A 20508-nucleotide genomic window follows, 5' to 3' on the forward strand; every position below is an offset into this window, starting at 1 on the left:
CATATATTCCCTGAATAATTTGAGCATCGGCCGACGGGCAATTAATCCCTGGCGCGGTAGCCAAATGCCGCCGGCGCCGGCGAAGCTCAATACGTCTCGGGGATATTAATTAAAGACTTTCATCGACGGTAATGCTTTACCCTGGCAATCAAACAGCGCCTGGTTTTCGCGGGCATTTCCCTGCTTCCACTCATCATGGATATATTTCATTCCCGCCGGCGTGGCCCAGGTATTTCCCGGCACGGCAATCCACGTGGGCTCCCAATAAAATATGCCCTTGCCGCGATGGTCAGGAACATCGGCAACGGCCTGCATTAAATCGTGAACGTAATTATATTGTCCCTGCACCGTTGCCGGATAGCCGCCGTCTTTTTCCTCTTTAGCCTGGAAACTATTTTCGGCATTGTCGCAATTCTCCAGGGTGTAGGCGTAAGCGGCCTCCACCACGATAACGTCTTTGTTATAGCGCTTGCTGATATCGTCCATATTGGCCTTCAGCGCGCTAATCGGGCCATTCCAATAGGTGTACATCGACAGGCCAATGATGTCGTACGGCACGTTGCGCTTGCTGATTTCATCAAACCACCAGCGGAAGGTATCGTTTTTGGTGCCTTCAGCCAGATGGAGCATGATTTTGACCTGCTCGCCGCCCTTCAGGTTCTCCTTCAGGCCATCGATGGCGGCGTTCAGCAGGCCGGCCAGCCGGTCAAACTCGCCGCCGCCCTGCCCCCAGCTTTTGCCTTCCGGCCACAACATGCCGCCGTTAATTTCATTGCCAATCTGCACCATATCCGGCAGCACGCCCTCCTGCTTAAAGCGGGCGATGGTATCGCGGGTATAGTCGTGGATAGTGGTTTTCAGCTGCGGATAATCCATCTTTTCCCAGGCTTTCGGCTTGAACTGCTTGCCCGGGTCGGTCCAGAAATCGCTGTAGTGGAAGTCGAGCAGCAGCTTCATGCCCTGCGCTTTTGCCCGCTTAGCCAGCGCCAGCGTTGCCGCCAGATCGTTATCGCCGCCGCCGTAGGCCTGGCCCTGCGCATCTTTCGGGTCAACCCACAGGCGCAGGCGCACATAGTTAACGCCGTCAGCCTTGAGGATCGCGATGGGGTCCTGCAGCTGGTTGCTGTGGTTATAAAACTTTGCCCCGTGCTTTTCGGCATCCAGCAGGGTGGAAATATCCGCGCCTTTGATAAAGTCGGCGGGCATATTGTTAAAAGAGCGCGTTTGCAGCGTATCGGCAGCATGCAAACTGGCGGAAAAACTGCATGCCAGACAAACAGCAAGCAGCGCGGGCGTTAATCTTTTCATGGGGTTATCCTTTTGTACTGCCAGAGGTCAGGCCGGAAACAAAGTATTTTTGTAATGCCAGATAGAGAATCGCTACCGGTACCGCAATCAGCACCGCGCCCGCCGCATAGGTGGTGTAGCTGGCGCCCATTTTCTGCGCCACCAGGTTATACAGGCCGATCGGCAGCGTGTATTTGTCCGGCGTGCGCAGGATAGTGCTCGATAAAATGAAGTCCCCCAGCGGGCCGGTGAACGAAAACAGCGCGACCACCGCCAGAATCGGCTTCGACAACGGCATGATGATTTCGAAAAAGATCCGCAGGCTGCTGGCGCCGTCCATGCGCGCCGACTCGTCCAGATCTTTGGGGATCGCGTCGAGGTAGCCCTTCATCAGCCAGGTGTTCATCGGGATCATGCCGCCAACGTAGATCAGCACCAGCGCCAGATGGCTGTTGATCAGGCCCAGCAGCTGCGAGAGGACAAAGATCGCAATCAGCGCCGAAAACTGGGGGATCATCTGCAGCAGCAGAAACAGCATCAGCCCGTTCTGCCGCCCTTTAAAACGAAAGCGGGAGAAGGCGTAGGCGGTGAAGCTGACGCTGATGAGGGTCAGCGCCATGGTCATGAAGCTGATCTTCATCGAGTTCCAGTACCAGGTCAGATAGTTCACGTTACCGTTGAACAGATCGGCGTAGTGCTGGAAGGAGAGGTTCTCCGGAATAATCGAGGTGCTGAGCAGGCTGTTGCCGGCGTTCAGCGACGCCCCAACCGTCCAGACCAGCGGATAGATAATGATCGCCGACACCGCGGCGATAACCAGCCAGGTGAGCGACAGGCGAATCCACTTTTCGCGTTTAATACTGGGTGATTTAGCCATGTTGCTTCCCTTACGCCATCTCGTCATTTTTAAAGGATTTAGTGGCGCGGAACTGCCACAGCGCCAGGCCGACGACAAAAATCGACAGCAGGATGGTAATGGTCGCCGCAATGGCATATTGCGAAGACGACATCGTCAGCTTGTAGATCCACGACACCAGGATATCCGTCCCGCCGGCGTTCGACCCCGCCACCGCAGGCCCGCCGTTGTTGAACAGGTAAATGATGTTGAAGTTGTTAAAGTTGAAGGTGTACTGGGTGATGATGATCGGCGCAATCGAGTACAGCACCAGCGGCAGCGTAATCGTCCGCAGACGGGTCCAGGCGCTGGCGCCATCCATCGTTGCCGCCTCATACAGATCGTCGGGGATCGCCTGCAGCACTCCGGTGGTCATGGCGAATACGAACGGGAAGCCCAGCCAGGTCTGCATCATAATCAGCGCGGTTTTCGTCCAGAACGGATCGGTCAGCCACGCCTTCGGGCTGATGCCAAAGAAGGAGAGGATCGCGTTGTTAATCACCCCAAACGAGTCGTTAAACATTCCCGCAAACACCAGAATGGTGACGAAGCCCGGCACCGCCCACGGCAGAATGAAAATGGTGCGGATCATCGGCTTAAAGCGCAGGTCTTTCTGGTTGACGAGGATCGCCAGCAGAACGCCAACGGTACACTGCAGGGTGGTCGCCAGCAGGGTCCAGACCACCGTCCACTGCAGGACGTCAAAGAACGTCGAGCGCCAGATAGAGAGGGTAAAGATATTAATAAAGTTCTTTAATCCCACCCAGTCCACCAGCTTCGCCGGCGGCGTGTGGTAGAGGTTGTAGTTGGTAAACGCAATCGCGAAACCGAACAAAATCGGGAAGATCACGACAAACACCAGCAGAATAAAGCCGGGAGTAATCATCAGATACGGGAAGCCGTCTTTGAGCAGCATCTGGTACTGTTTGCGCACGCTGTTGAGCGCCACGCCCTCATCGCGCTTTTTGCCGTTGACCCAGGCGTCGCGCAGTGAGAGAAAGTAAACCAGCACGCCGAAAGCGACGATCAGCACGCTGATTATCCCCTCTGCCAGCAGGAAAATAGAGTTGTCTCGCGGCACCTCTTCACCGAGGGTGTACAGTCCCCACAGCCCCTGATGCAGGAAGTCGTAAAAAACGCTCATAAAACTGCTCAGCAGCACGAGGAAAACCAGCCCCTTCAGCCACTGACGATGATAAAACTGGCCAAAACCCGGCACCACAGCCAGCAGCAGGCCGCACCACGCATGGCGTCCCGCGCCGCGCGCTGCGGCAATATTTTCGCTGGGATTGATAATCACACACGACTCCTTCTGAAAACGGGAGGTTCCCCGCCCGTTCTGTTACAGCGATACCCTGGATCGTTCGCGCTGCGTTACAGCGCGAATCAACGTCGCCAACCTACGCGTTGCCTGCAGAGTGGCGAACATCGCAATTACTGGTTGCTGGCCTGCATCGCTTCAATTTGCATTTTGATCTGTTTTTCCGCGTTATCGAGCGCCGCCTGCGGCGCCTGTTTGCCGGTCAGACTCAGCTCCAGCGCGGCGTTAGCCGGCCCCCAAACCTCGCCCATCTCCGGGATCCCCGGCATCGCCGTCGCGCGTGCCGACTGCACCGCCACCGCGCTGGCCTTCTCATCATTTTTGATTAACGGGTCGTCAATCATCGCCTTCAGCGCCGGGATTTCACCGGTAGCAACGTAGCGGGCCTTGGCGTACTGCGGCTGATTGATAAACTCAATAAACTGCTGCGCCAGCGCTTTGTCTTTGCTCCAGGTCGATACCACGTAGCCTTTCACGCCGAGGAAAGAGCTCATTGGCTTACCGTCCGGCAGCGTCGGCAGCGGTACGACGCCGTAGTTGATCCCTGCCGCTTCATACGGCTGGAAGGCCCACGGGCCGTTGATCACCGCCGCCGCTTTTTTCTCGGTAAACAGCGAGTCGATCGCGTTCAGGCCGTTATCGCCAAGGATCCCCGCCGGGAAGACGTTATCGCTGTAGAATTTTTTCAGGAAGGTCACCGCCTCGACGGCCCCCGGTTTATTCAAACCGACGTCCTGCGGGTTAAAGCCGCCGTTGGCGTTTTTGCCAAAGATATAGCCGCCCATCGGGCCAATCGCCCCCCAGCTGTAGTAAATCTGGTCAAACTTCGCCAGCAGGCCGTATTTGTTCTGCGCACGCTGCGCCTTCGAGAAGTCATACCACGCCTGCAGGCTATCCAGCGGCTTGTCGATCAGGTCTTTGTTATAGATCAGCACCAGGGTTTCTACGGCTTTCGGCACGCCGTAGAGCACATTATCGAGGCGGAAAGCGCCGATCGATGCCGGCGTAAACGCCTCTTGTTTCGCCTGCTCCAGCTTCAGCGGCGACAGCAGCCCCTGAACCACCGCTCCGCCCAGCTGGTCGTTGGGGATAACCAGTACGTCAGGGCCAATACCCGCCGGGCCATCGAGACGCAGCTTTTCCAGCTGCTGCGCGTAGGGCATTTCCTGCACGCTGACCTTCACGTCGTACTGTTTTTCAAAATCGCTCACCGCGGCTTTGATGCCGTCGGATTTTTTGATGTCTTCCCAGACGTTGAGCTGGCCGGCGGCCTGCGCCTGCAGGCTAACCAGCTGTCCGGCAGCCAGCGTCGTGAGGATAAGTGCGGCAAGAGTGTTCTTTTTCATTATCAACCTCATGTGAAGGTATAACAATTTATTGGTTTTTATTAAGCCATTCGACGTTTGTCGATGTTTACATCAGGCACTTTATGGTGATTTATAACGCTAAAATACGATTTCCGTGATTTGTTATACGCTACGCTTTGAAGGCGGATAAAACCATATGAAGCTACCAGTTGTGTGATCGTGATTGCAGAAATGAAACATCGGTGTAGGGCGCAAAAATACTGGAAGTTATAGTCATAGCATGATTTCAGTGCTGTTGATCATCGGTCAGACGAGTTGTTACACGTAATACAAAAACCCGCTGCAACCCTAATCCCAACGGCAAATAACGACTACTAACCCCGGGGAACGTTGATGTCCAATATACGACTGAGGAATGTCACCAAACGGTTTGGCAGTACCGTGACGCTGCATCAGGTTAATCTTGATATCGAAGATGGTGAATTTGCGGTTTTCGTTGGGCCTTCCGGCTGCGGAAAGTCAACCCTGCTGCGGATGATTGCCGGTCTTGAAGAGGTCAGCGATGGTGAGGTGCTGATTGGCGATGAGGTGATGAATGACGTTGTTCCCGCCCACCGCGGCGTGGCGATGGTATTCCAGTCCTATGCGCTCTATCCGCATATGACGGTCGCGGAAAACATGGGCTACGGCCTGAAGGTCAATAAGGTGCCAAAAGACGAGATTCGCCGTCAGGTTGAAATGGTGGCGAAAACCCTGCAGCTCTCGCATCTGCTGGACCGCAAGCCCAAACAGCTCTCCGGCGGCCAGCGTCAGCGCGTGGCGATCGGCCGCGCCATCGTGCGCAACCCGCGGGTGTTCATGTTCGACGAACCGCTCTCTAACCTCGACGCCGAGCTGCGCGTCGAGATGCGTCTGCATATCGCCAAACTACACCATGAGCTCAAAACCACCATGGTGTATGTCACCCACGATCAGGTTGAGGCTATGACCCTTGCCGATAAGATAGTGGTGATGAACTACGGCAAGGTTGAGCAGATGGGCTCGCCGATGTCGCTGTACTACAACCCGGTCAATAAATTCGTTGCCGGGTTTATCGGCTCGCCGAAGATGAACTTCCTGCCCGCAACGGTCACCGCATGGCAGCCGGGCCAGCTCAGCGTGAAGATGGCGCAGGATCATCACCTGACGCTGAATATCACCACCGCCCCGGTACGGCCCGGCGATAGCGTCACGTTAGGGATCCGCCCTGAGCATCTGTCGACCGACGTTCGCAGCGGGACGGTCGTCGGCTTCCAGTGCGAAGTCGTTGAACGACTGGGGAACAACACCTATCTGTTCGGCCAGTGCTACGGTCACGATAATGTCAAAATCCTGCTCCCCGGCGACGTCCACTTCCGGCCGTGGCAGAAAATCGACGTCGCCTTCGACGATAGCTTCTGCATGGTCTTTGATGAAAATAACCTGCGCATCAGCGCCGATATTGCCGCTCCGGACGCCCACTAGTCCTTCATGATGCGCAACATCTCGCTGTCACGATCGGCGATTAAGCTGTTACCGGGTGCCGAACGCTAGCGCGAAAGGCATTCCGGCCCTCGTTTTCTCCGCGCGCTCAACGCCTTGAACGCAGCGGATCGTCCATCTTAGCCCGAACCGACGGCATCTGCCGGTTCGGGCATTTTTTACATCCAATAATAATTCACCGGCACCGCGACCTTTTTCCGCTATCGGGTATACTCAGCGAACCCCCTCTGACATAAGGATATTCTCATGACAACCCGACACCTGGTGAGTCTGGTTACGGGGGTGCTGATTCTCGCCATTATTTTGCCCACCGGGCTGAGCATCTGGCTGGCAACAAGTCAGGCAAAAATGCAGTTTTATAGCGAGCTGGATAACTACTCCGCACGCGTTTTAACGCGGGTGCAGCAGGTTGCCGATCAGGCGAAAGAGGCGCTGCAGGAAGCGGAGGCTATTCCCTACGCCTCGTGTAGCCCGCAGCATTTACAGGCGATGCGGCGCATTGCCTATACCCATCGCTACGTGCAGGAAGTGCTGTGGCTGCATGATTCAGTCCCGCAGTGCTCTTCGCTTGAAGACCGCAGCGCGCCCGTCAAATTTCCCGAGCCCGATAGCATCACCTCCGACGGCTACCGCGCCTGGCTGACAACCCTCAACGATCTCGGCATGCAGCGCCGGATGACGGCCCTGGGCAGCGATAACCATATGGTGATGATAGATCCCGCATCGTTTATCGACGTCGTCCAGCTGAGCCCGGATGAGATCCACACCGTTCTGTTTGGCACCCGGCGCGAACGGGCGATCGTCAGTAGTGAAAAGATCGATCCGCTTATCTGGGAGAAAATAAAAAATCAGAGTGCCAAAACGCTGACCCTCGACAATACCGTTTTCCGCATTCACCGCATCCCGGAGCTGGGCCTCGGGATTGCGACCTGGTCTTCGACCCTGCCGCTGCAGGAGCGATGGCGGCATCAGCTGCTGCTGTGGGTGCCCATCGGCCTGTTTACCAGCCTGCTGGCCTCATTTTTAATTTTGCGGCTGCTGCGTCGACTGCGCTCGCCGCGCTATGGGATGCTGGATGCCCTGAACTCCAACGCCATCCAGGTCTACTATCAGCCGATTGTTTCGCTGCAGAGTGGCAAAATCGCGGGGGCGGAAGCGCTGGCGCGCTGGAAGCAGCCCGACGGCAGCTTTCTGTCGCCGGATATTTTTATCCCGCTCGCCGAGCAAACCGGGCTGATTACCCGCTTAACCGAAGATATCGTCCGCACCATTTTTGCCGACCTCGGCCCCTGGCTACAGCGGCGGCCGGAGGTCCATATTTCCATTAATCTGTCAGTAGATGATTTGCGCTCGCCAAAGCTGCCGATACTTCTGCGCGAACAGCTTCAGCACTGGAATATCGCCGCGCAGCAGATCATTCTGGAGATTACCGAGCGCGGCTTCGTTGACCCGCAAACCACGCTGCCGGTGATCGCCAGCTACCGTCAGGCAGGGCACCGCATCTCCATCGATGATTTCGGTACCGGCTACTCCAGCCTGAGCTACCTGCAGCGGCTGGACGTCGATACCCTGAAAATCGATAAATCGTTTGTTGACACGCTGGAGTATAAACCGCTGACGCCGCACATCATCGAGATGGCAAAAGCGCTCGACCTGGCGACGGTTGCGGAAGGCGTGGAAACCGAACGCCAGCGCGACTGGCTGCGCGATCACGGCGTGATATACGCCCAGGGCTGGCTGTACAGCAAAGCGCTGCCGAAAGAGAAGTTTATTCTGTGGGCGGAAAATAACCTGAAGGGATCGTGAACGCCGCGTAACTGGCTATCACCATCCCCGAAACCGGCGGGCCGCGGGGATGGTGCTGCTGGCAGATTATTCATCGAGTAGCGGCGCAAAGCCGCCAAAGATCATGCGCTGGCCGTCAAAGGGCATCTCTTCTCCCAGCACCTTCATCCGCGGGTCCGTCATCAGTTTTGCGTTGGCGTTATCCCTCGCCTCTTTCGACGGATATTCGATCCAGCTGAATACCACCTCTTCATCGTCCTCGGCTTTTACCGCCATCCGAAAGTCGGTGTACTTGCCTTGCGGCACGTCGTCCGCCCAGCACTCCACAACGCGCAGCGCGCCAAACTCTCTGAACAGTGACGCGGCCTTCGCTGCCATCTCGCGGTATGCCTCCTTATTTTCCGCGGGCACGGCAACGACAAAACCATCAACGTACTTCATGAGCATTATCTCCGAAGTGAACAGCGCAGCCGGCGAACCCGGCGGCATCTGCAGCGTTAAGTTTAGTTGTCATCGCCGAAGACGGCATAAAATCAGGATGCGGCTTCGCGGCCAGCGGCAACGGGCTGCGCAGCGACGGGCTGGCGGAACCAGGGTAAACAGAGCTGAATAAGCGGCCCGATGGTCAGCGCATACAGCACGGTGCCGATGCCAAAGGTGCCTCCGGCCATCCAGCCAATCAGCAGTACCGATACCTCGATGGCGGTGCGGATCCCGCGCAGCGACCAGCCGGTACGGGCATGGAGTCCGGTCATCAGACCGTCGCGCGGCCCGGGGCCGAATCCAGCGCCAATATACATACCGGTTGCCAGGGCGTTGAGGATCACCGCGCCGACCAGCAGCAGGCTGCGCGCCACCACCGATTCAAGCGGCGGCAAAACGGCCAGGGTCGCATTTGCCGCCAGGCCCAGCACGATCACATTGCTGATGGTGCCCAGCCCGGGCATCTGGCGCAGGGGGATCCACAGCAGCAGGACCGCCGCGCCGGTCAGGATCATGACCGTGCCAAAATCCAGACCAAACTGTTTACCCATGCCGAGATGAAAAACATCCCACGGGTCGGCTCCGAGATTGGCGTGCACAAAGAGCGCGGTCGACACGCCGTACAGAACGAGGCCGATATAGAGCTGCAGTAGACGACGTAACATTTTTTACCTCTGGATGATTGCGGACCTTTCCATCATCGGCAAAAATGGATTGATAATTAATGGCCAGTTTTACAAAAGTGGATCGCTATGGCTTCTCGTCGATTTGGTACGCAATCTTTAGTGCGCCTGCTGGGAAACTGGCAGGAGTCCGCCTCCCGCACCCCGCTCTGGCGCCAGCTGGCAGAAGCCCTGAGGCTACTGATCCTTGACGGCCGCCTGACGCTGGAAACGCGCCTGCCCGGCGAGCGCGAGCTGGCGACGGCGCTGAGCGTTAGCCGCACGACCATCGCCAGTGCGCTCGGCCAGCTGCGGGAAGAGGGGTATCTTTACAGCCGCCAGGGCAGCGGCTCGCGCATCGCCCTGCCCCAGCGCCAGGCTGCCACGGCGGAACAGGCCGCCAGCACCACGTCGGTGAACCTGGCCACCGCCGCCCTCAGCGCCGGGCCGGAAATCCATCAGGCCTACCATCACGCGCTGGGCGCGATGCCCCAGCACCTGACCAGCACCGGCTACGATCAGCAGGGGCTGCCGACGCTGCGCGAGGCGATAGCTCGCCGCTACTGCGAGCGCGGTTTAGCGACCCAGGCTGATGAAGTGATGATTGTTAACGGCGCGCTTAGCGGCCTGGCGCTGGTGCTGCGCTTAATGACCGGACCCGGCGACCGCGTGGTGGTCGACGCCCCAACCTATCCCATGGCGATCAGCGCGATTCAGGGAGCCTCCTGCCGGCCGGTTGGCGTAGCGCTGCCCGCCCAGGGCTGGGACTGCGACGGCCTGGCGGCAACCATTGCGCAAACCGCCCCGCGCCTGGCCTGGCTGATGCCGGACTTTCACAATCCCACCGGCCGCTGCATGGATAGCGCCACCCGCCAGCGGGTGGCTGATATTGCGGCCCATACGCGCACCACGCTGGTGGTCGATGAGACAATGGTTGATTTATGGTACAACGCCCCGCCGCCGCCGCCGCTGGCGACCTTCAATCCCGAGGCGCCGGTTATCACCATCGGCTCCGCCGGCAAAAGCTTCTGGGGCGGGCTGCGCATTGGCTGGATCCGCGCCTCGTCCCGAACCATCGCCTCGCTCGTCCAGGCCCGTGACTCCCTTGACCTCGGATCGCCACTGCTCGAACAGCTGGCCTGCTGCTGGCTGCTGGAGAATGAAAAACAGCTGCTGCCGCCGCGTCGGGCAATGCTGGCCGCCCGCCGGGATATGTGCGGTAAATTAATGGCTGAATATTTTCCCCACTGGCACTTTACGCCGCCGGAGGGCGGGCTCTCTTTTTGGGTTGAACTACCGGGGATGCTGGCGACGATACTTTCCGCGCGGGCAGAAAGCCGCGGTATTCATATCGGAACCGGGACGCGCTTTGGCCTGGCAGGGGCTTTCGATCGCTATCTGCGGCTGCCGTTTACGCTGGAAGATGAGGCGCTGCGCAGCGCCTTCACCACGCTACAGCCGCTGTGGCATAGTCTTGCACAGCACAGTGAAAATACGCGGGCGCGGAAAATAATATAATAAAATATCGACGGGCTGGGTTCAGCCCGTCAAAAATCATCGTCCATGACGGATATGAGATGTTTTTATAAAATTGCAGTTCATCTTGTCATTGCAATATGTCAGCAGAATGACAAAATTAACCGCATTTCATTAATGCTGGCGCGGAATGGGAAAACTTTTTAACGAGATAATAAAACCATCGTCATCTTTTTTTATTTTTGCCCCGGTTTCGCACCAGTCGGAAGCAATGCGAAAGAACTCATCGCTGCCGATATTCCAGTTCAGGCGAACGTGCTTCACATACCCTGAACGTAACATGTCGCAGGCTTCGCTGTAGCTGCTGGCTGTAGAGAGTTGTTGTTTCATTTTCTCTTCTTCAGAATCTTTCTTAATGCTTTGATTTCTTTAGGGGTTAATGGGGTCGCTTCCTCTTCGGTATGCTGGCTGTCAATATCCTCTTCCGAAACCCCCGCCTCGTCCGCTGAATCCGCTATTTGAAAAGCGAGTAGCAGCAGTTTCTCCGTCGCAGTACCCAGATTTTCGTTATTTACTTCCGCATAGTGACGCAGTTTCTCTTTTAATTCTGCATCAATTTTTACGTTCAAAACCACTGTGGTCATAGTCACGCTTCCCGTGCAATAAATTCATCATAATTAATACACGAAGTTAACATGTTGATCCAGACATATATTTACGGCTTGTAATCTGGCAACAAATTCCCACTGCTAATCTGCCAGTTATTTATGACGAACGCATGACGGATATATTTCATTATTATTTCAAAATTATGACAACTCATTTTCTGGGTAGCAGAAGAGTCGAGTTTGTGCAAAAAAATAAATTCTTTGCCGCTGCCGGACGGCGAGCCTCTTCGGGTCGCGTAGAAGCAGATGAAGAACGGATCCCGATCGACAATCAGCCACCGCGTTGCGTGGAACAGCTTCACTCAATGGAAGGCAACTGCCGCCCCCTGCGAGGTCCACCCTCAGGCTATCCAGTTTGGTTTCATCCCTGTCGCGGGCGGCCTGCTTCCCGTCCCGCAGGATGGCTCCTTTTGCTGCTTCCGCCTTCGGGCGGCTGGCGCGGCGCGAGCTTCACTCACTGCCGGCAATAGTCGTATTGGGGTCCATCTCGCGCGCCAGCGCCGTTAGCGCTTTTTTATTACTAATCGCATAGCCGGTATTGAGTTTGAGCAGTATTCCCTGAGCGCACAGCTGCGCAATCACATACAGCAGGTGGCGATAGGTTACGCCAAGATACTCCGCGACCTGAGTATGCTTTTCTTTGTAGTGCGCATCGTGCTCGGTCAGCAAAATAAAAGCCGCCAGGCGATTGAGCAGCGGGTAGGCCTGGTTACGCGTCGACGTAACAATATTGCGATGATTCTTGCCAACCAGCCCGAGGCAGACGTTGCGCAGAAATAACGTATCGTTGAGCAGTGCGCTGCGTAAGGTTTTGACCGGCAATGCCAGACACCAGCACTCCTCAATGGCCTGCACCGCCCGAGAGGGATGCTGCTCATCTAATACTTCTATTTCCCCGATAAAACAGGGGGCGCTAAAGAAATCTACCAGGGATATTCGGCCATTGGCTAACGTGACGTAAAGTTTGGTCCGTCCGCGCACCAAATAAAAAAGAAAGGTCGGTAACGTGCCCTCCCGCACAATGTAGTCTCCGGCCTGGGCATGGAGTAAATGTGTGTTGCGGATCACATCCATTGAAAATTTATCGGCATAGCCAGACTCCTTTATCAATTGATTTTTAAAGGATTCATTCTGTACTTCTTTCATCTGTCGCCTGCCTATATGAGATTTCTCATGCCTGCAATATTTTGCCGCTGATAAGGTGAAAACGTCAACCCTACTGCACCTGCTTATTTCTTCATAAAGAATATTCAGGTGAGCCAAAAATAAAAGATGAGGAATAAAAATGACAGCGCGCAAAATAATTCTGGACTGCGACCCGGGTCACGATGACGCAATAGCAATCATGCTCGCCGCAAAACATCCGGCAATTGAATTAGTGGGCATCAGCATCGTGGCGGGAAATCAAACCCTCGATAAAACCTTGATTAACGGCCTGAACGTTTGTCAAACCCTGAATATTGATGCTCCGGTACATGCCGGGATGCCGCAGCCGATTATGCGTAAGCAAATTGTCGCCGATAACATTCATGGCGAAACCGGACTGGACGGCCCGGTATTCGGTCCGCTCACTCGCGAGGCCGAAAAAAAGCACGCGGTTAACTTTATTATTGATACGTTAATGGACAGCGCAGGAGATATTACGCTGGTCCCGGTGGGGCCGTTAACTAATATCGCGGTGGCGATGCGGATGCAGCCGGCGATTATTCCCAAAATACGCGAAATCGTGCTGATGGGCGGCGCCTATGGTACCGGGAACTTCACCCCTTCCGCCGAGTTTAATATTTTCGCCGACCCCGAGGCCGCTCGCGTGGTCTTTACCTCTGGCGTTCCGCTGGTGATGATGGGGCTCGATTTGACCCACCAAACGGTTTGTACCCCGGATATTATCGCGCGCATGGAGAATGCCGGCGGTCCGGCAGGTAAGCTCTTCAGCGACATGATGAACTTCACGCTGAAGACGCAACACGACAACTATGGCCTGGAAGGCGGCCCGGTGCACGATGCCACCTGCGTTGCCTACCTCATCAACCCCGACGCCTTCAAGGTGCAGGAGATGTACGTCGAGATCGACGTCAACAGCGGGCCATGCTATGGCCGCACGGTCTGCGACGAGCTGGGCGTGCTTGGCCAGGCGCCGAATACCAAAGTCGGCATAACCCTGGATACCGACTGGTTCTGGGACCTGGTCGAAGAGTGCGTGCGTAAATATCATTAATTAAACCACCATGGGCAGAATGCAGTCGCCCATACCGCGATGAAACATCCCAAAGATGACATGAAGAGAGATCATTATGGATATACTGAGAAGCATTCTTGGTATGGTGGTACTGCTGGCGATTGCATTTCTGCTATCAGTTAATAAAAAAAGCATTAGCCTACGCACTACCGGAGCGGCACTGTTAATACAGATTATTATTGGCGGCGCCATGCTATATCTCCCGCCGGGAAAATGGCTGGCCGAGAAAGCGGCAAACGGAATTCATCACGTATTATCCTATAGCGACGCCGGCAGCGCCTTTATCTTTGGCGCCCTCGCCGGACCGCAAATGGATAAGGTATTTGACGGTGCCGGCTTTGTTTTTGCCTTTCGCGTCTTGCCAGCCATTATATTCATTACCGCGCTGGTGAGTATCCTGTATTACATCGGGGTCATGGGTTTTTTAATTCGTATATTAGGCGGATTATTTCAGAAGGCCCTGAAGATTAGTAAGATCGAATCTTTTGTCGCGGTGACGACGATATTCCTTGGGCAGAATGAAATTCCGGCGATCGTCAAACCGTTTATTCATCGTCTCAACCGCAATGAACTCTTTACCGCAATCTGCAGCGGCATGGCGTCGATTGCCGGCTCAACGATGGTGGGGTACGCGGGGCTCGGCGTGCCGATCGAGTTCCTGCTGGCCGCCTCGCTGATGGCGATTCCTGGTGGCATTCTGTTCGCTCGTCTACTCAGCCCCGCCACGGAAGAGTCGAAGGTCGATTTTGATAATCTCTCATTCAATGAGACCCCCGCGCGCAGCTTTATAGAAGCTGCAGCATCCGGCGCCATCATTGGCCTGAAAATCGCCGCCGGGCTGGCAACGGTGGTGATGGCGTTCGTTGGCATCATCGCGCTGATCAATGGGATTCTGGCCGGCGTCGGCGGCTGGTTTGGCTATGGTCATGCAAGCCTGCAGGCTATTCTGGGCGTGGTGCTGGCGCCGCTGGCGTGGCTGATGGGCGTTGACTGGAGCGACGCTGCGCTGGCAGGCAGCCTGATCGGCCAGAAGCTGGTGGTGAATGAGTTTGTTGCCTATCTGAGCTTCTCACCCTACCTACACGCTCCCGGCCTGTTGGATAGTAAAACTATCGCCATCGTGTCGTTCGCCCTGTGCGGATTCGCCAATTTTGGCTCCATCGGCGTGGTGGTTGGCGCATTCTCCGCCGTGGCACCGGAGCGCACCTCTGAAATAGCCCGCCTGGGCATGCGGGCCCTGCTCGCCGCGACCCTGTCTAATCTGATGAGCGCCACTATCGCCGGTTTCTTTATCGGTATTGGCTAAGCGTCAGGCCTCTGCGATGGCGGCCGCTCCGGGCGGCCATCATCCAGCGGTCGGATCCCCTCTGCCACCCACCCGCTTCCTGAACCTGGGCGGGCGCCCATACTCACAATACATTCTCTGAATGAAGGAAAATGCCATGACGGCCCTGGAACAACAGTTAACGTTTCTGCGAGAAATCGACAAACTTAAAACGGTGATACGCCAATCACCGTTGCTTGATAAAAGCCGCAGGGAAAACTCCGCCGAGCACTCCTGGCATCTGGCGATGTACGCCTTAATCCTGAGCGAATACGCCAGCGGTACGGTTAATCCCTCGCGGGTGATAAAAATGCTCCTGCTGCATGACGTTGTCGAAATAGACGTTGGCGATCATCCCATTCATCGCGCTTATTCAGGCGAGCTCTATCAAGAGGAGTCAGCGGCTGCAGCGCGGCTGTTTGGTTTGCTGCCGCAGCCGCAATGCCATGAGCTCAATAATTTGTGGCAGGAGTTTGAGCAGGCAGAAACCGCAGATGCGCGGTTTGCTAAAGCCCTCGATCGCTTTCAGCCCCTGCTGGTGAATATCTTTACCGATGGAGGAACCTGGCAAGAAAACGGCGTATCGCCTGAACAGGTATTAACCCGCTATGGGCCGACGATAAAAAGAGGCTCACCTGCGCTATGGGAAACCTGCGAGAGTTTAATAATGAAGCATTTTTGCTAGTATTTAGCGGGCGTTACACGGTCAACGCATAGACAAGTCGTGGCTCAACGGAATACGTGGCTGCCGGCATGCCGAGCTTAAGCGGAGGTTTTTCTACGGAGAAGATGGATTTTCAGCGCTCTGGCGCAGAATTGGGTGGGGGCCCTGCCAGCTACATCCCGGCACACACGTCGTCTGCTCTGGCTGCTTCCTTCCGGATCTGACCTGGTAAACAGAGTAGCGTTGCGGGAGAACCAACAGAGCCCCCATTGAGAGCGTTGTTAACCAACGCGCCGGCGCATTATCCCTACTGCGGCGCTGAATTGCAAGCTGGCGTCGATCGGATGCTGGTTTATTGCGCAAAGCCGCCAACAGGCTGGCGAAAACCCGCCGCCGGCCGGGCTGTTAAACTTCGCGCCAATCCTTACCGGGCAATACAAGAGATTGCGAGCGCCGTCGCGGCAGAATGCTTCATGCTCATCCATACTTCATCGGATACCGAAGCCCTCTTTTTAAATCAACATCTTATCGTTATGGGGAATCAATGAGCGAATCACCGCGTTTGACGTCAACTCTGGCGATGCCGGCGATTGACGGCGTGACCGTATCCTTCAAGGGCTTGCACTACCTGCGCCCGGAGCTGGTGCTGGATTTTATCACCATCAGCAGCGGCACGATGCTGGCGGTGACGCCGGTTGCGCTGCTCTACTCCACCGTCGGCGTGCTGCAGAGCGTCGAGTTACGCAGGCTGCCTATCGCGGTCTGCGGGCGCGTGGTTTACCCCATCACCTCGCAGAAGCTCCCGGCCCTGCGCGCAAAGCTGATTATTAACGCTCAGTCGCGGCGGCTGAAGTTTCTCGAAAGCCTGATGGCTTTGACTCCGCATGACAACATACACGGGATGCAGACCCTCGGCCTGGCGCTGGAGTTTACCCTCGCGCATTCCGCTTAAGCCGCGGGCTGTACAGCCCGTTATCCAGCGCTTATCCTGAACCTTTCCCGGCAACAGGGCGCCTCATGGATCCTCAAGACACATTTCCTCAGCGGGTATGGCAGATTATCGCCTCTATACCGGAAGGCTATGTCGCCACCTACGGCGACGTCGCGCTGCTGGCAGGCTCGCCGCGCGCGGCCCGCCAGGTGGGCGGCGTGCTCAAGCGTCTGCCGGAAGGCTCCGCTCTGCCGTGGCATCGGGTGGTCAATCGGCATGGCGATATTTCACTGACGGGCCCGGACCTGCAGCGTCAGCGCCAGGCGCTGCTGGCCGAGGGGGTACAGGTCTCCGGCAGCGGGCATATCGACCTGCAGCACTATCGCTGGATTTATTAAAAAAAATGCCCCTGAACAGGGGCATGTGAGGTCTTATTGCGCGACGGCCTGCGTGTTCGCCGCTGCGCCATCGCCGGCGACAGGTACCGCGGTTTGCTGTACCGGTACCAGCAGCAGATCGGCACGACTGCCGCCACCGTTGACCACCGTCTGGACCGTATCGGTGATAAACATCAGCTGACCATTGACCGTAATGGCCGAGCTCAGCAGGATACGCGCGTTAGGCTTTATATCCGCCTGGTTGTACGGCAGAACAAAGTTATACGGCGGCTGCTGGCCTTCGGTACGTACGGCTTTCTGCGCCAGCACGCGCGACGGCGCGTCGGCCAGGGAAGCATCAGACAAGGTCACGGTCAGTACCGCATCCGGCGGCAGGGCAACTTTCTGCCGAATAGAGATAGTCCCGGAAACGTTAGGCTGTTGCTGCGAGGACGTCAGTGACGCGATGCCGTAAGGATCGGCGGCAGCCGCGTTATTTTTCGCACTGTCGCTGTGATTATTGGCACAGGCGGTCAATGCGGTGGCAACGGCTAAAGCACTTAACATATAGGCAAATTTCATGTTGTTCTCCTTTTCATCCCTATATACACAGGAGCATGTCCTACCGACTGAGTGGCATGAACATTTGTATCGTGCATAAGTGTGGCACAGATCTCAGATCTCTTCCTGCAAACGACCCCTTATTCAGATTATTACACCCATCGGACCACTTGCGATTCCAGGTTATACTTTGCCTCAATACGCGCCGCGAGAAGCGGTTATCACCGATTGAGGGTAAATATGAGTCAGGCACTAACCAATCTGCTGGCATTGTTAAATCTGGAAAAAATTGAAGAGGGGCTGTTCCGCGGGCAGAGCGAAGATCTGGGGCTACGTCAGGTTTTTGGCGGCCAGGTCGTCGGCCAGGCGCTGTACGCGGCGAAAGAGACCGTGCCTGCCGAGCGTCTGATCCACTCGTTCCACAGCTACTTCCTGCGCCCCGGCGATAGCCAGAAGCCGATTATTTATGATGTCGAAGTCCTGCGCGATGGCAACAGCTTCAGCGCGCGCCGGGTGGCCGCGATTCAAAACGGCAAGCCGATTTTCTATATGACCGCCTCTTTCCAGGCCCCGGAGCCGGGCTACGAGCATCAAAAAACGATGCCAGCGGCCCCGGCGCCGGACTCCCTGCCTTCAGAGACCGATATTGCCCGTAAGCTGGCGCACCTGCTGCCGCCGCAGGTCAAAGATAAGTTCCTCTGCGATAAGCCGCTGGAGATCCGCCCGGTTGAGTTCCATAACCCGCTAAAAGGCCACGCCGCGGAGCCGACCCGCCAGGTATGGATGCGCGCCAACGGCGCCGTGCCGCAGGACATCCGCATCCATCAATACCTGCTGGGCTACGCCTCGGACTTTAACTTCCTGCCGGTCGCGCTGCAGCCGCACGGCGTGGGCTTCCTTGAGCCCGGAATGCAGGTAGCCACGATCGATCACTCGATGTGGTTCCATCGCCCGTTCAACATTAATGAGTGGCTGCTGTACAGCGTTGAGAGCACCTCAGCCTCCAGCGCCAGAGGATTCGTGCGCGGCGAGTTCTATACCCAGGACGGCACCCTGGTGGCCTCAACGGTGCAGGAAGGCGTGATGCGCAACCGCAACGCATAGGGCGTAACGGCATAAAAAAAGCCTCCCGAGGGAGGCTTTGCTGCTACTGGAGATAACACAAGGATTCAGGCGTTGTAGGCGTTTTCGCCGTGGCTGTTGACGTCCAGACCTTCGCGTTCCTGCTCTTCCGGCACGCGCAGACCGACGGTCATATCAGCAACTTTATAGCCGATCCAGGCGACGACGCCGGACCAGACGATGGTGATGCCGATACTTTCCAGCTGCACCAGCAGCTGATGCCCCATGGTGACGCCTTCTGCATAACCCACACCACCCAGAGAAGTCGCGGCAAAGATACCGGTCAGGATACAGCCGACAATCCCACAGACGCCGTGCACGCCGAACACATCGCACGGGTCGTCAACGCGCAGCCAGCGCTTCAGGACAGTCACGCCCCACAGACCCGCCAGACCAGCAGCAAGACCGACAATCAGTGAACCACCCACGCCGATGTAACCACAGGCTGGCGTAATGCCGACCAGACCGGCAATCGCTCCGGAGCAGGCGCCCAGCAGGGACGGCTTACCGCGGGTCACCCATTCGCCGAAGGTCCAGGCCAGAATCGCAGCGGCAGTCGCCACGACGGTATTCACAAATGCCAGGGCCGCAATTTCGTTCGCCGCGCTCGCAGAACCGGCGTTGAAGCCAAACCAGCCAACGTACAGGATCGCGGTGCCGGTGAAGACCATCGGCAGGTTATGCGGTTTGAACGCCTCTTTGCCAAAGCCCACGCGTTTGCCCATCATGTAGGCACCCACCAGCCCGGCAACCGCGGCGTTGATATGCACGACGGTACCGCCGGCAAAATCCAGCGCGCCGTGCGTCGCCAGCAGACCGCCACCCCATACCATATGGGCAATCGGGACATAGGAGAGCGTCATCCACACCACCACGAAGATCAGCACCGCGGAGAAGCGAATACGCTCCGCCAGCGCGCCGACGATGAGGCCGACGGTAATACAGGCAAAGGAGCCCTGGAAAGCGACGTGAATGTACTGATAGAAGGAGCCCATCAGCGCTTTCAGCTCAATATTCTTCAATAATACCCAGTCAAAGTTGCCGAAGAAGCTGCCGCCGGTACCGAACGCCAGCGTGTAGCCGTAGACCACCCACAGAACGCACACCAGAGCAAAGGTGACAATCACCTGAGTCAGCATCGAAAGCACGTTTTTGCCGCGAATCAGGCCGCCGTAGAACAGCGCGATGCCCGGAATCGTCATAAACAGCACCAGCGCGGTGCAGATCATCATAAAGGCGTTGTCGGCTTTATCTGCCACCGCCGGTGCGGCCATGGCCAATCCTGGAAGAAGCGCCAGCGCACCCAGACCTGTTTTCATTGTTGTTGCTATTTTCATCTTCTCAATCCCCATCACTGTGTGGTCTGGACGTTACAGTGCCGCTTCGTCGGCTTCGCCGGTGCGGATGCGAATAACGCGCTGCAGCTCGGCGACAAAAATTTTGCCATCGCCAATTTTCCCGGTGTATGCCGCTTTACTGATGACGTCAACGACCTCATCCAGCTGATCGTCGGCGATCGCCACGTCAATTTTTACCTTCGGCAAAAAGTTAACGCTATATTCGGCGCCACGGTACAGCTCAGCATGGCCTTTCTGGCGGCCAAACCCTTTCACTTCAGTGACCGTCAGGCCCTGAATGCCGATGGAAGATAACGCTTCGCGAACGTCTTCCAGTTTAAACGGTTTGATTACCACGGTAACCAGCTTCATAAGTCCCCTCCGATCAGAATTCGTAATGGCAGCAGCTAACACACAGGGAATAAAGCAAAGGCTATGCCAGAAATGAAAAAGGACCGCTAAGCGGCCCTTTTGATGGAGAAAAGCGGGAAACGACCCGGGAACGCGGGGGAAAGCGCCCGGGAGCGGCTAAAAATGCACCATTTTAG

22 protein-coding genes and 1 other RNA gene are annotated in these 20508 nt (G+C 56.5%); 10 read left to right on the top strand and 13 right to left on the bottom strand.

Annotation, left to right across the window (positions count from 1 at the left end; translation table 11 throughout):
- Positions 1 to 105 precede the first annotated feature (105 nt).
- The 4 genes from M2416_RS05740 to M2416_RS05755 all read right to left on the bottom strand — a co-directional run bounded on the left by M2416_RS05740 (position 106) and on the right by M2416_RS05755 (position 4849).
- Positions 106 to 1308 carry a glycoside hydrolase family 53 protein gene (locus M2416_RS05740; protein ID WP_259222612.1) on the bottom strand — a complete coding sequence of 401 codons (1203 nt, stop codon included), beginning with the start codon at positions 1306 to 1308 and terminating at the stop codon, positions 106 to 108.
- Positions 1309 to 1312: 4 nt separating this feature from the next.
- A complete protein-coding gene (locus M2416_RS05745) occupies positions 1313 to 2164 on the bottom strand; it encodes a sugar ABC transporter permease (protein ID WP_041144345.1) in 852 nt (283 codons plus the stop codon).
- A gap of 10 nt (positions 2165 to 2174) precedes the next feature.
- A complete protein-coding gene (locus M2416_RS05750) occupies positions 2175 to 3482 on the bottom strand; it encodes a carbohydrate ABC transporter permease (protein ID WP_076944689.1) in 1308 nt (435 codons plus the stop codon).
- A gap of 134 nt (positions 3483 to 3616) precedes the next feature.
- The gene (locus M2416_RS05755) at positions 3617 to 4849 is read right to left on the bottom strand and encodes an extracellular solute-binding protein (RefSeq protein ID WP_041144343.1); all 1233 of its coding nucleotides are present in this window, start codon (positions 4847 to 4849) and stop codon (positions 3617 to 3619) included.
- 354 nt (positions 4850 to 5203) lie between these two features.
- Between M2416_RS05755 and M2416_RS05760 the strand changes: the two genes are divergently transcribed.
- Positions 5204 to 6313, top strand: coding sequence for an ABC transporter ATP-binding protein (locus M2416_RS05760; protein WP_259222615.1), 1110 nt, complete (start codon positions 5204 to 5206; stop codon positions 6311 to 6313).
- A gap of 264 nt (positions 6314 to 6577) precedes the next feature.
- A complete protein-coding gene (locus tag M2416_RS05765; RefSeq protein ID WP_259222617.1) occupies positions 6578 to 8137 on the top strand; it encodes an EAL domain-containing protein in 1560 nt (519 codons plus the stop codon).
- Positions 8138 to 8203: 66 nt separating this feature from the next.
- Here M2416_RS05765 and M2416_RS05770 read toward each other — a convergent pair whose 3' ends face one another.
- Together M2416_RS05770 and yczE are read right to left on the bottom strand one after the other, a co-directional pair.
- Positions 8204 to 8557, bottom strand: coding sequence for a DUF1428 domain-containing protein (locus M2416_RS05770; protein ID WP_076945463.1), 354 nt, complete (start codon positions 8555 to 8557; stop codon positions 8204 to 8206).
- A 92-nt stretch (positions 8558 to 8649) separates the two neighbouring features.
- Entirely contained in the window at positions 8650 to 9264 is a 615-nt protein-coding gene (gene yczE / locus M2416_RS05775) for a membrane protein YczE (protein ID WP_076944685.1), read from the bottom strand.
- Between the two features lie 87 nt (positions 9265 to 9351).
- Between yczE and yczR the strand changes: the two genes are divergently transcribed.
- Positions 9352 to 10779, top strand: coding sequence for a MocR-like transcription factor YczR (gene yczR / locus M2416_RS05780; protein ID WP_259222620.1), 1428 nt, complete (start codon positions 9352 to 9354; stop codon positions 10777 to 10779).
- A 132-nt stretch (positions 10780 to 10911) separates the two neighbouring features.
- On the opposite strand, the gene M2416_RS05785 is transcribed toward yczR, so the two are convergent.
- The 3 genes from M2416_RS05785 to yeiL form a co-directional block, all read right to left on the bottom strand.
- Positions 10912 to 11127 (bottom strand): hypothetical protein, encoded by a 216-nt coding sequence (locus M2416_RS05785; RefSeq protein ID WP_045854236.1) that lies wholly within the window; start codon positions 11125 to 11127, stop codon positions 10912 to 10914.
- Complete coding sequence (locus M2416_RS05790) at positions 11124 to 11381, bottom strand: hypothetical protein (protein WP_045854235.1); 258 nt, start codon at positions 11379 to 11381, stop codon at positions 11124 to 11126. Before M2416_RS05790 ends, M2416_RS05785 begins: the two co-directional genes overlap by 4 nt.
- Before the next feature lie 474 nt (positions 11382 to 11855).
- Positions 11856 to 12551, bottom strand: a complete 696-nt coding sequence (yeiL, locus tag M2416_RS05795; RefSeq protein WP_076944683.1) for a transcriptional regulator YeiL — start codon at positions 12549 to 12551, stop codon at positions 11856 to 11858.
- A 139-nt stretch (positions 12552 to 12690) separates the two neighbouring features.
- On the opposite strand from yeiL, the gene rihB reads away from it, so the two are divergent.
- The 3 genes from rihB to M2416_RS05810 all read left to right on the top strand — a co-directional run bounded on the left by rihB (position 12691) and on the right by M2416_RS05810 (position 15653).
- Positions 12691 to 13623, top strand: coding sequence for a ribosylpyrimidine nucleosidase (gene rihB / locus M2416_RS05800; protein WP_076944682.1), 933 nt, complete (start codon positions 12691 to 12693; stop codon positions 13621 to 13623).
- A 76-nt stretch (positions 13624 to 13699) separates the two neighbouring features.
- Positions 13700 to 14950: a NupC/NupG family nucleoside CNT transporter gene (locus tag M2416_RS05805; RefSeq protein WP_259222623.1), complete on the top strand. Its 1251-nt coding sequence runs from the start codon at positions 13700 to 13702 to the stop codon at positions 14948 to 14950.
- A gap of 136 nt (positions 14951 to 15086) precedes the next feature.
- Positions 15087 to 15653, top strand: coding sequence for an HD domain-containing protein (locus tag M2416_RS05810; protein WP_083708695.1), 567 nt, complete (start codon positions 15087 to 15089; stop codon positions 15651 to 15653).
- Positions 15654 to 15795: 142 nt separating this feature from the next.
- Here M2416_RS05810 and ffs read toward each other — a convergent pair.
- Positions 15796 to 15892, bottom strand: an RNA gene (gene ffs / locus M2416_RS05815) — signal recognition particle sRNA small type.
- 18 nt (positions 15893 to 15910) lie between these two features.
- On the opposite strand from ffs, the gene M2416_RS05820 reads away from it, so the two are divergent.
- From M2416_RS05820 to M2416_RS05830, 3 genes are all read left to right on the top strand, one after another.
- On the top strand, positions 15911 to 16180 hold the full coding sequence (locus tag M2416_RS05820; protein ID WP_139339368.1) for a hypothetical protein: 270 nt from the start codon (positions 15911 to 15913) through the stop codon (positions 16178 to 16180).
- Positions 16177 to 16584 (top strand): hypothetical protein, encoded by a 408-nt coding sequence (locus M2416_RS05825; protein ID WP_045854230.1) that lies wholly within the window; start codon positions 16177 to 16179, stop codon positions 16582 to 16584. The genes M2416_RS05820 and M2416_RS05825 overlap by 4 nt, the downstream gene beginning before the upstream one ends.
- Positions 16585 to 16649: 65 nt before the next feature.
- Positions 16650 to 16961 (top strand): MGMT family protein, encoded by a 312-nt coding sequence (locus tag M2416_RS05830; protein WP_041144334.1) that lies wholly within the window; start codon positions 16650 to 16652, stop codon positions 16959 to 16961.
- A gap of 33 nt (positions 16962 to 16994) precedes the next feature.
- Here the strand turns inward: M2416_RS05830 and M2416_RS05835 are convergent, their stop codons facing one another.
- Complete coding sequence (locus M2416_RS05835; protein WP_259222628.1) at positions 16995 to 17522, bottom strand: YbaY family lipoprotein; 528 nt, start codon at positions 17520 to 17522, stop codon at positions 16995 to 16997.
- A gap of 219 nt (positions 17523 to 17741) precedes the next feature.
- Between M2416_RS05835 and tesB the strand changes: the two genes are divergently transcribed.
- Entirely contained in the window at positions 17742 to 18605 is an 864-nt protein-coding gene (tesB, locus tag M2416_RS05840; RefSeq protein WP_076944679.1) for an acyl-CoA thioesterase II, read from the top strand.
- A 65-nt stretch (positions 18606 to 18670) separates the two neighbouring features.
- On the opposite strand, the gene amtB is transcribed toward tesB, so the two are convergent.
- Both amtB and glnK read right to left on the bottom strand, forming a co-directional pair.
- Positions 18671 to 19960, bottom strand: a complete 1290-nt coding sequence (gene amtB, locus M2416_RS05845) for an ammonium transporter AmtB (RefSeq protein ID WP_041144331.1) — start codon at positions 19958 to 19960, stop codon at positions 18671 to 18673.
- A gap of 33 nt (positions 19961 to 19993) precedes the next feature.
- Positions 19994 to 20332 (bottom strand): P-II family nitrogen regulator, encoded by a 339-nt coding sequence (glnK, locus tag M2416_RS05850; RefSeq protein WP_004858743.1) that lies wholly within the window; start codon positions 20330 to 20332, stop codon positions 19994 to 19996.
- Between the last annotated feature and the right edge of the window lie 176 nt (positions 20333 to 20508).

The sequence above is a fragment of the Klebsiella sp. BIGb0132 genome (genome assembly GCF_024810075.1).
In the GTDB taxonomy this organism is placed as follows: Bacteria; Pseudomonadota; Gammaproteobacteria; order Enterobacterales; family Enterobacteriaceae; genus Klebsiella; species Klebsiella terrigena.

Excerpts from the sequence above, each read along its gene's own strand:
- M2416_RS05740 (WP_259222612.1), bottom strand. The coding sequence starts at position 1,308 with ATGAAAAGATTAACGCCCGCGCTGCTTGCTGTTTGTCTGGCATGCAGT.
- M2416_RS05745 (WP_041144345.1), bottom strand. The coding sequence starts at position 2,164 with ATGGCTAAATCACCCAGTATTAAACGCGAAAAGTGGATTCGCCTGTCG.
- M2416_RS05755 (WP_041144343.1), bottom strand. The coding sequence starts at position 4,849 with ATGAAAAAGAACACTCTTGCCGCACTTATCCTCACGACGCTGGCTGCC.
- M2416_RS05760 (WP_259222615.1), top strand. The coding sequence starts at position 5,204 with ATGTCCAATATACGACTGAGGAATGTCACCAAACGGTTTGGCAGTACC.
- M2416_RS05765 (WP_259222617.1), top strand. The coding sequence starts at position 6,578 with ATGACAACCCGACACCTGGTGAGTCTGGTTACGGGGGTGCTGATTCTC.
- M2416_RS05770 (WP_076945463.1), bottom strand. The coding sequence starts at position 8,557 with ATGAAGTACGTTGATGGTTTTGTCGTTGCCGTGCCCGCGGAAAATAAG.
- yczE (WP_076944685.1), bottom strand. The coding sequence starts at position 9,264 with ATGTTACGTCGTCTACTGCAGCTCTATATCGGCCTCGTTCTGTACGGC.
- yczR (WP_259222620.1), top strand. The coding sequence starts at position 9,352 with ATGGCTTCTCGTCGATTTGGTACGCAATCTTTAGTGCGCCTGCTGGGA.
- M2416_RS05785 (WP_045854236.1), bottom strand. The coding sequence starts at position 11,127 with ATGAAACAACAACTCTCTACAGCCAGCAGCTACAGCGAAGCCTGCGAC.
- M2416_RS05790 (WP_045854235.1), bottom strand. The coding sequence starts at position 11,381 with ATGACCACAGTGGTTTTGAACGTAAAAATTGATGCAGAATTAAAAGAG.
- yeiL (WP_076944683.1), bottom strand. The coding sequence starts at position 12,551 with ATGAAAGAAGTACAGAATGAATCCTTTAAAAATCAATTGATAAAGGAG.
- rihB (WP_076944682.1), top strand. The coding sequence starts at position 12,691 with ATGACAGCGCGCAAAATAATTCTGGACTGCGACCCGGGTCACGATGAC.
- M2416_RS05805 (WP_259222623.1), top strand. The coding sequence starts at position 13,700 with ATGGATATACTGAGAAGCATTCTTGGTATGGTGGTACTGCTGGCGATT.
- M2416_RS05810 (WP_083708695.1), top strand. The coding sequence starts at position 15,087 with ATGACGGCCCTGGAACAACAGTTAACGTTTCTGCGAGAAATCGACAAA.
- M2416_RS05825 (WP_045854230.1), top strand. The coding sequence starts at position 16,177 with ATGAGCGAATCACCGCGTTTGACGTCAACTCTGGCGATGCCGGCGATT.
- M2416_RS05830 (WP_041144334.1), top strand. The coding sequence starts at position 16,650 with ATGGATCCTCAAGACACATTTCCTCAGCGGGTATGGCAGATTATCGCC.
- M2416_RS05835 (WP_259222628.1), bottom strand. The coding sequence starts at position 17,522 with ATGAAATTTGCCTATATGTTAAGTGCTTTAGCCGTTGCCACCGCATTG.
- tesB (WP_076944679.1), top strand. The coding sequence starts at position 17,742 with ATGAGTCAGGCACTAACCAATCTGCTGGCATTGTTAAATCTGGAAAAA.
- amtB (WP_041144331.1), bottom strand. The coding sequence starts at position 19,960 with ATGAAAATAGCAACAACAATGAAAACAGGTCTGGGTGCGCTGGCGCTT.
- glnK (WP_004858743.1), bottom strand. The coding sequence starts at position 20,332 with ATGAAGCTGGTTACCGTGGTAATCAAACCGTTTAAACTGGAAGACGTT.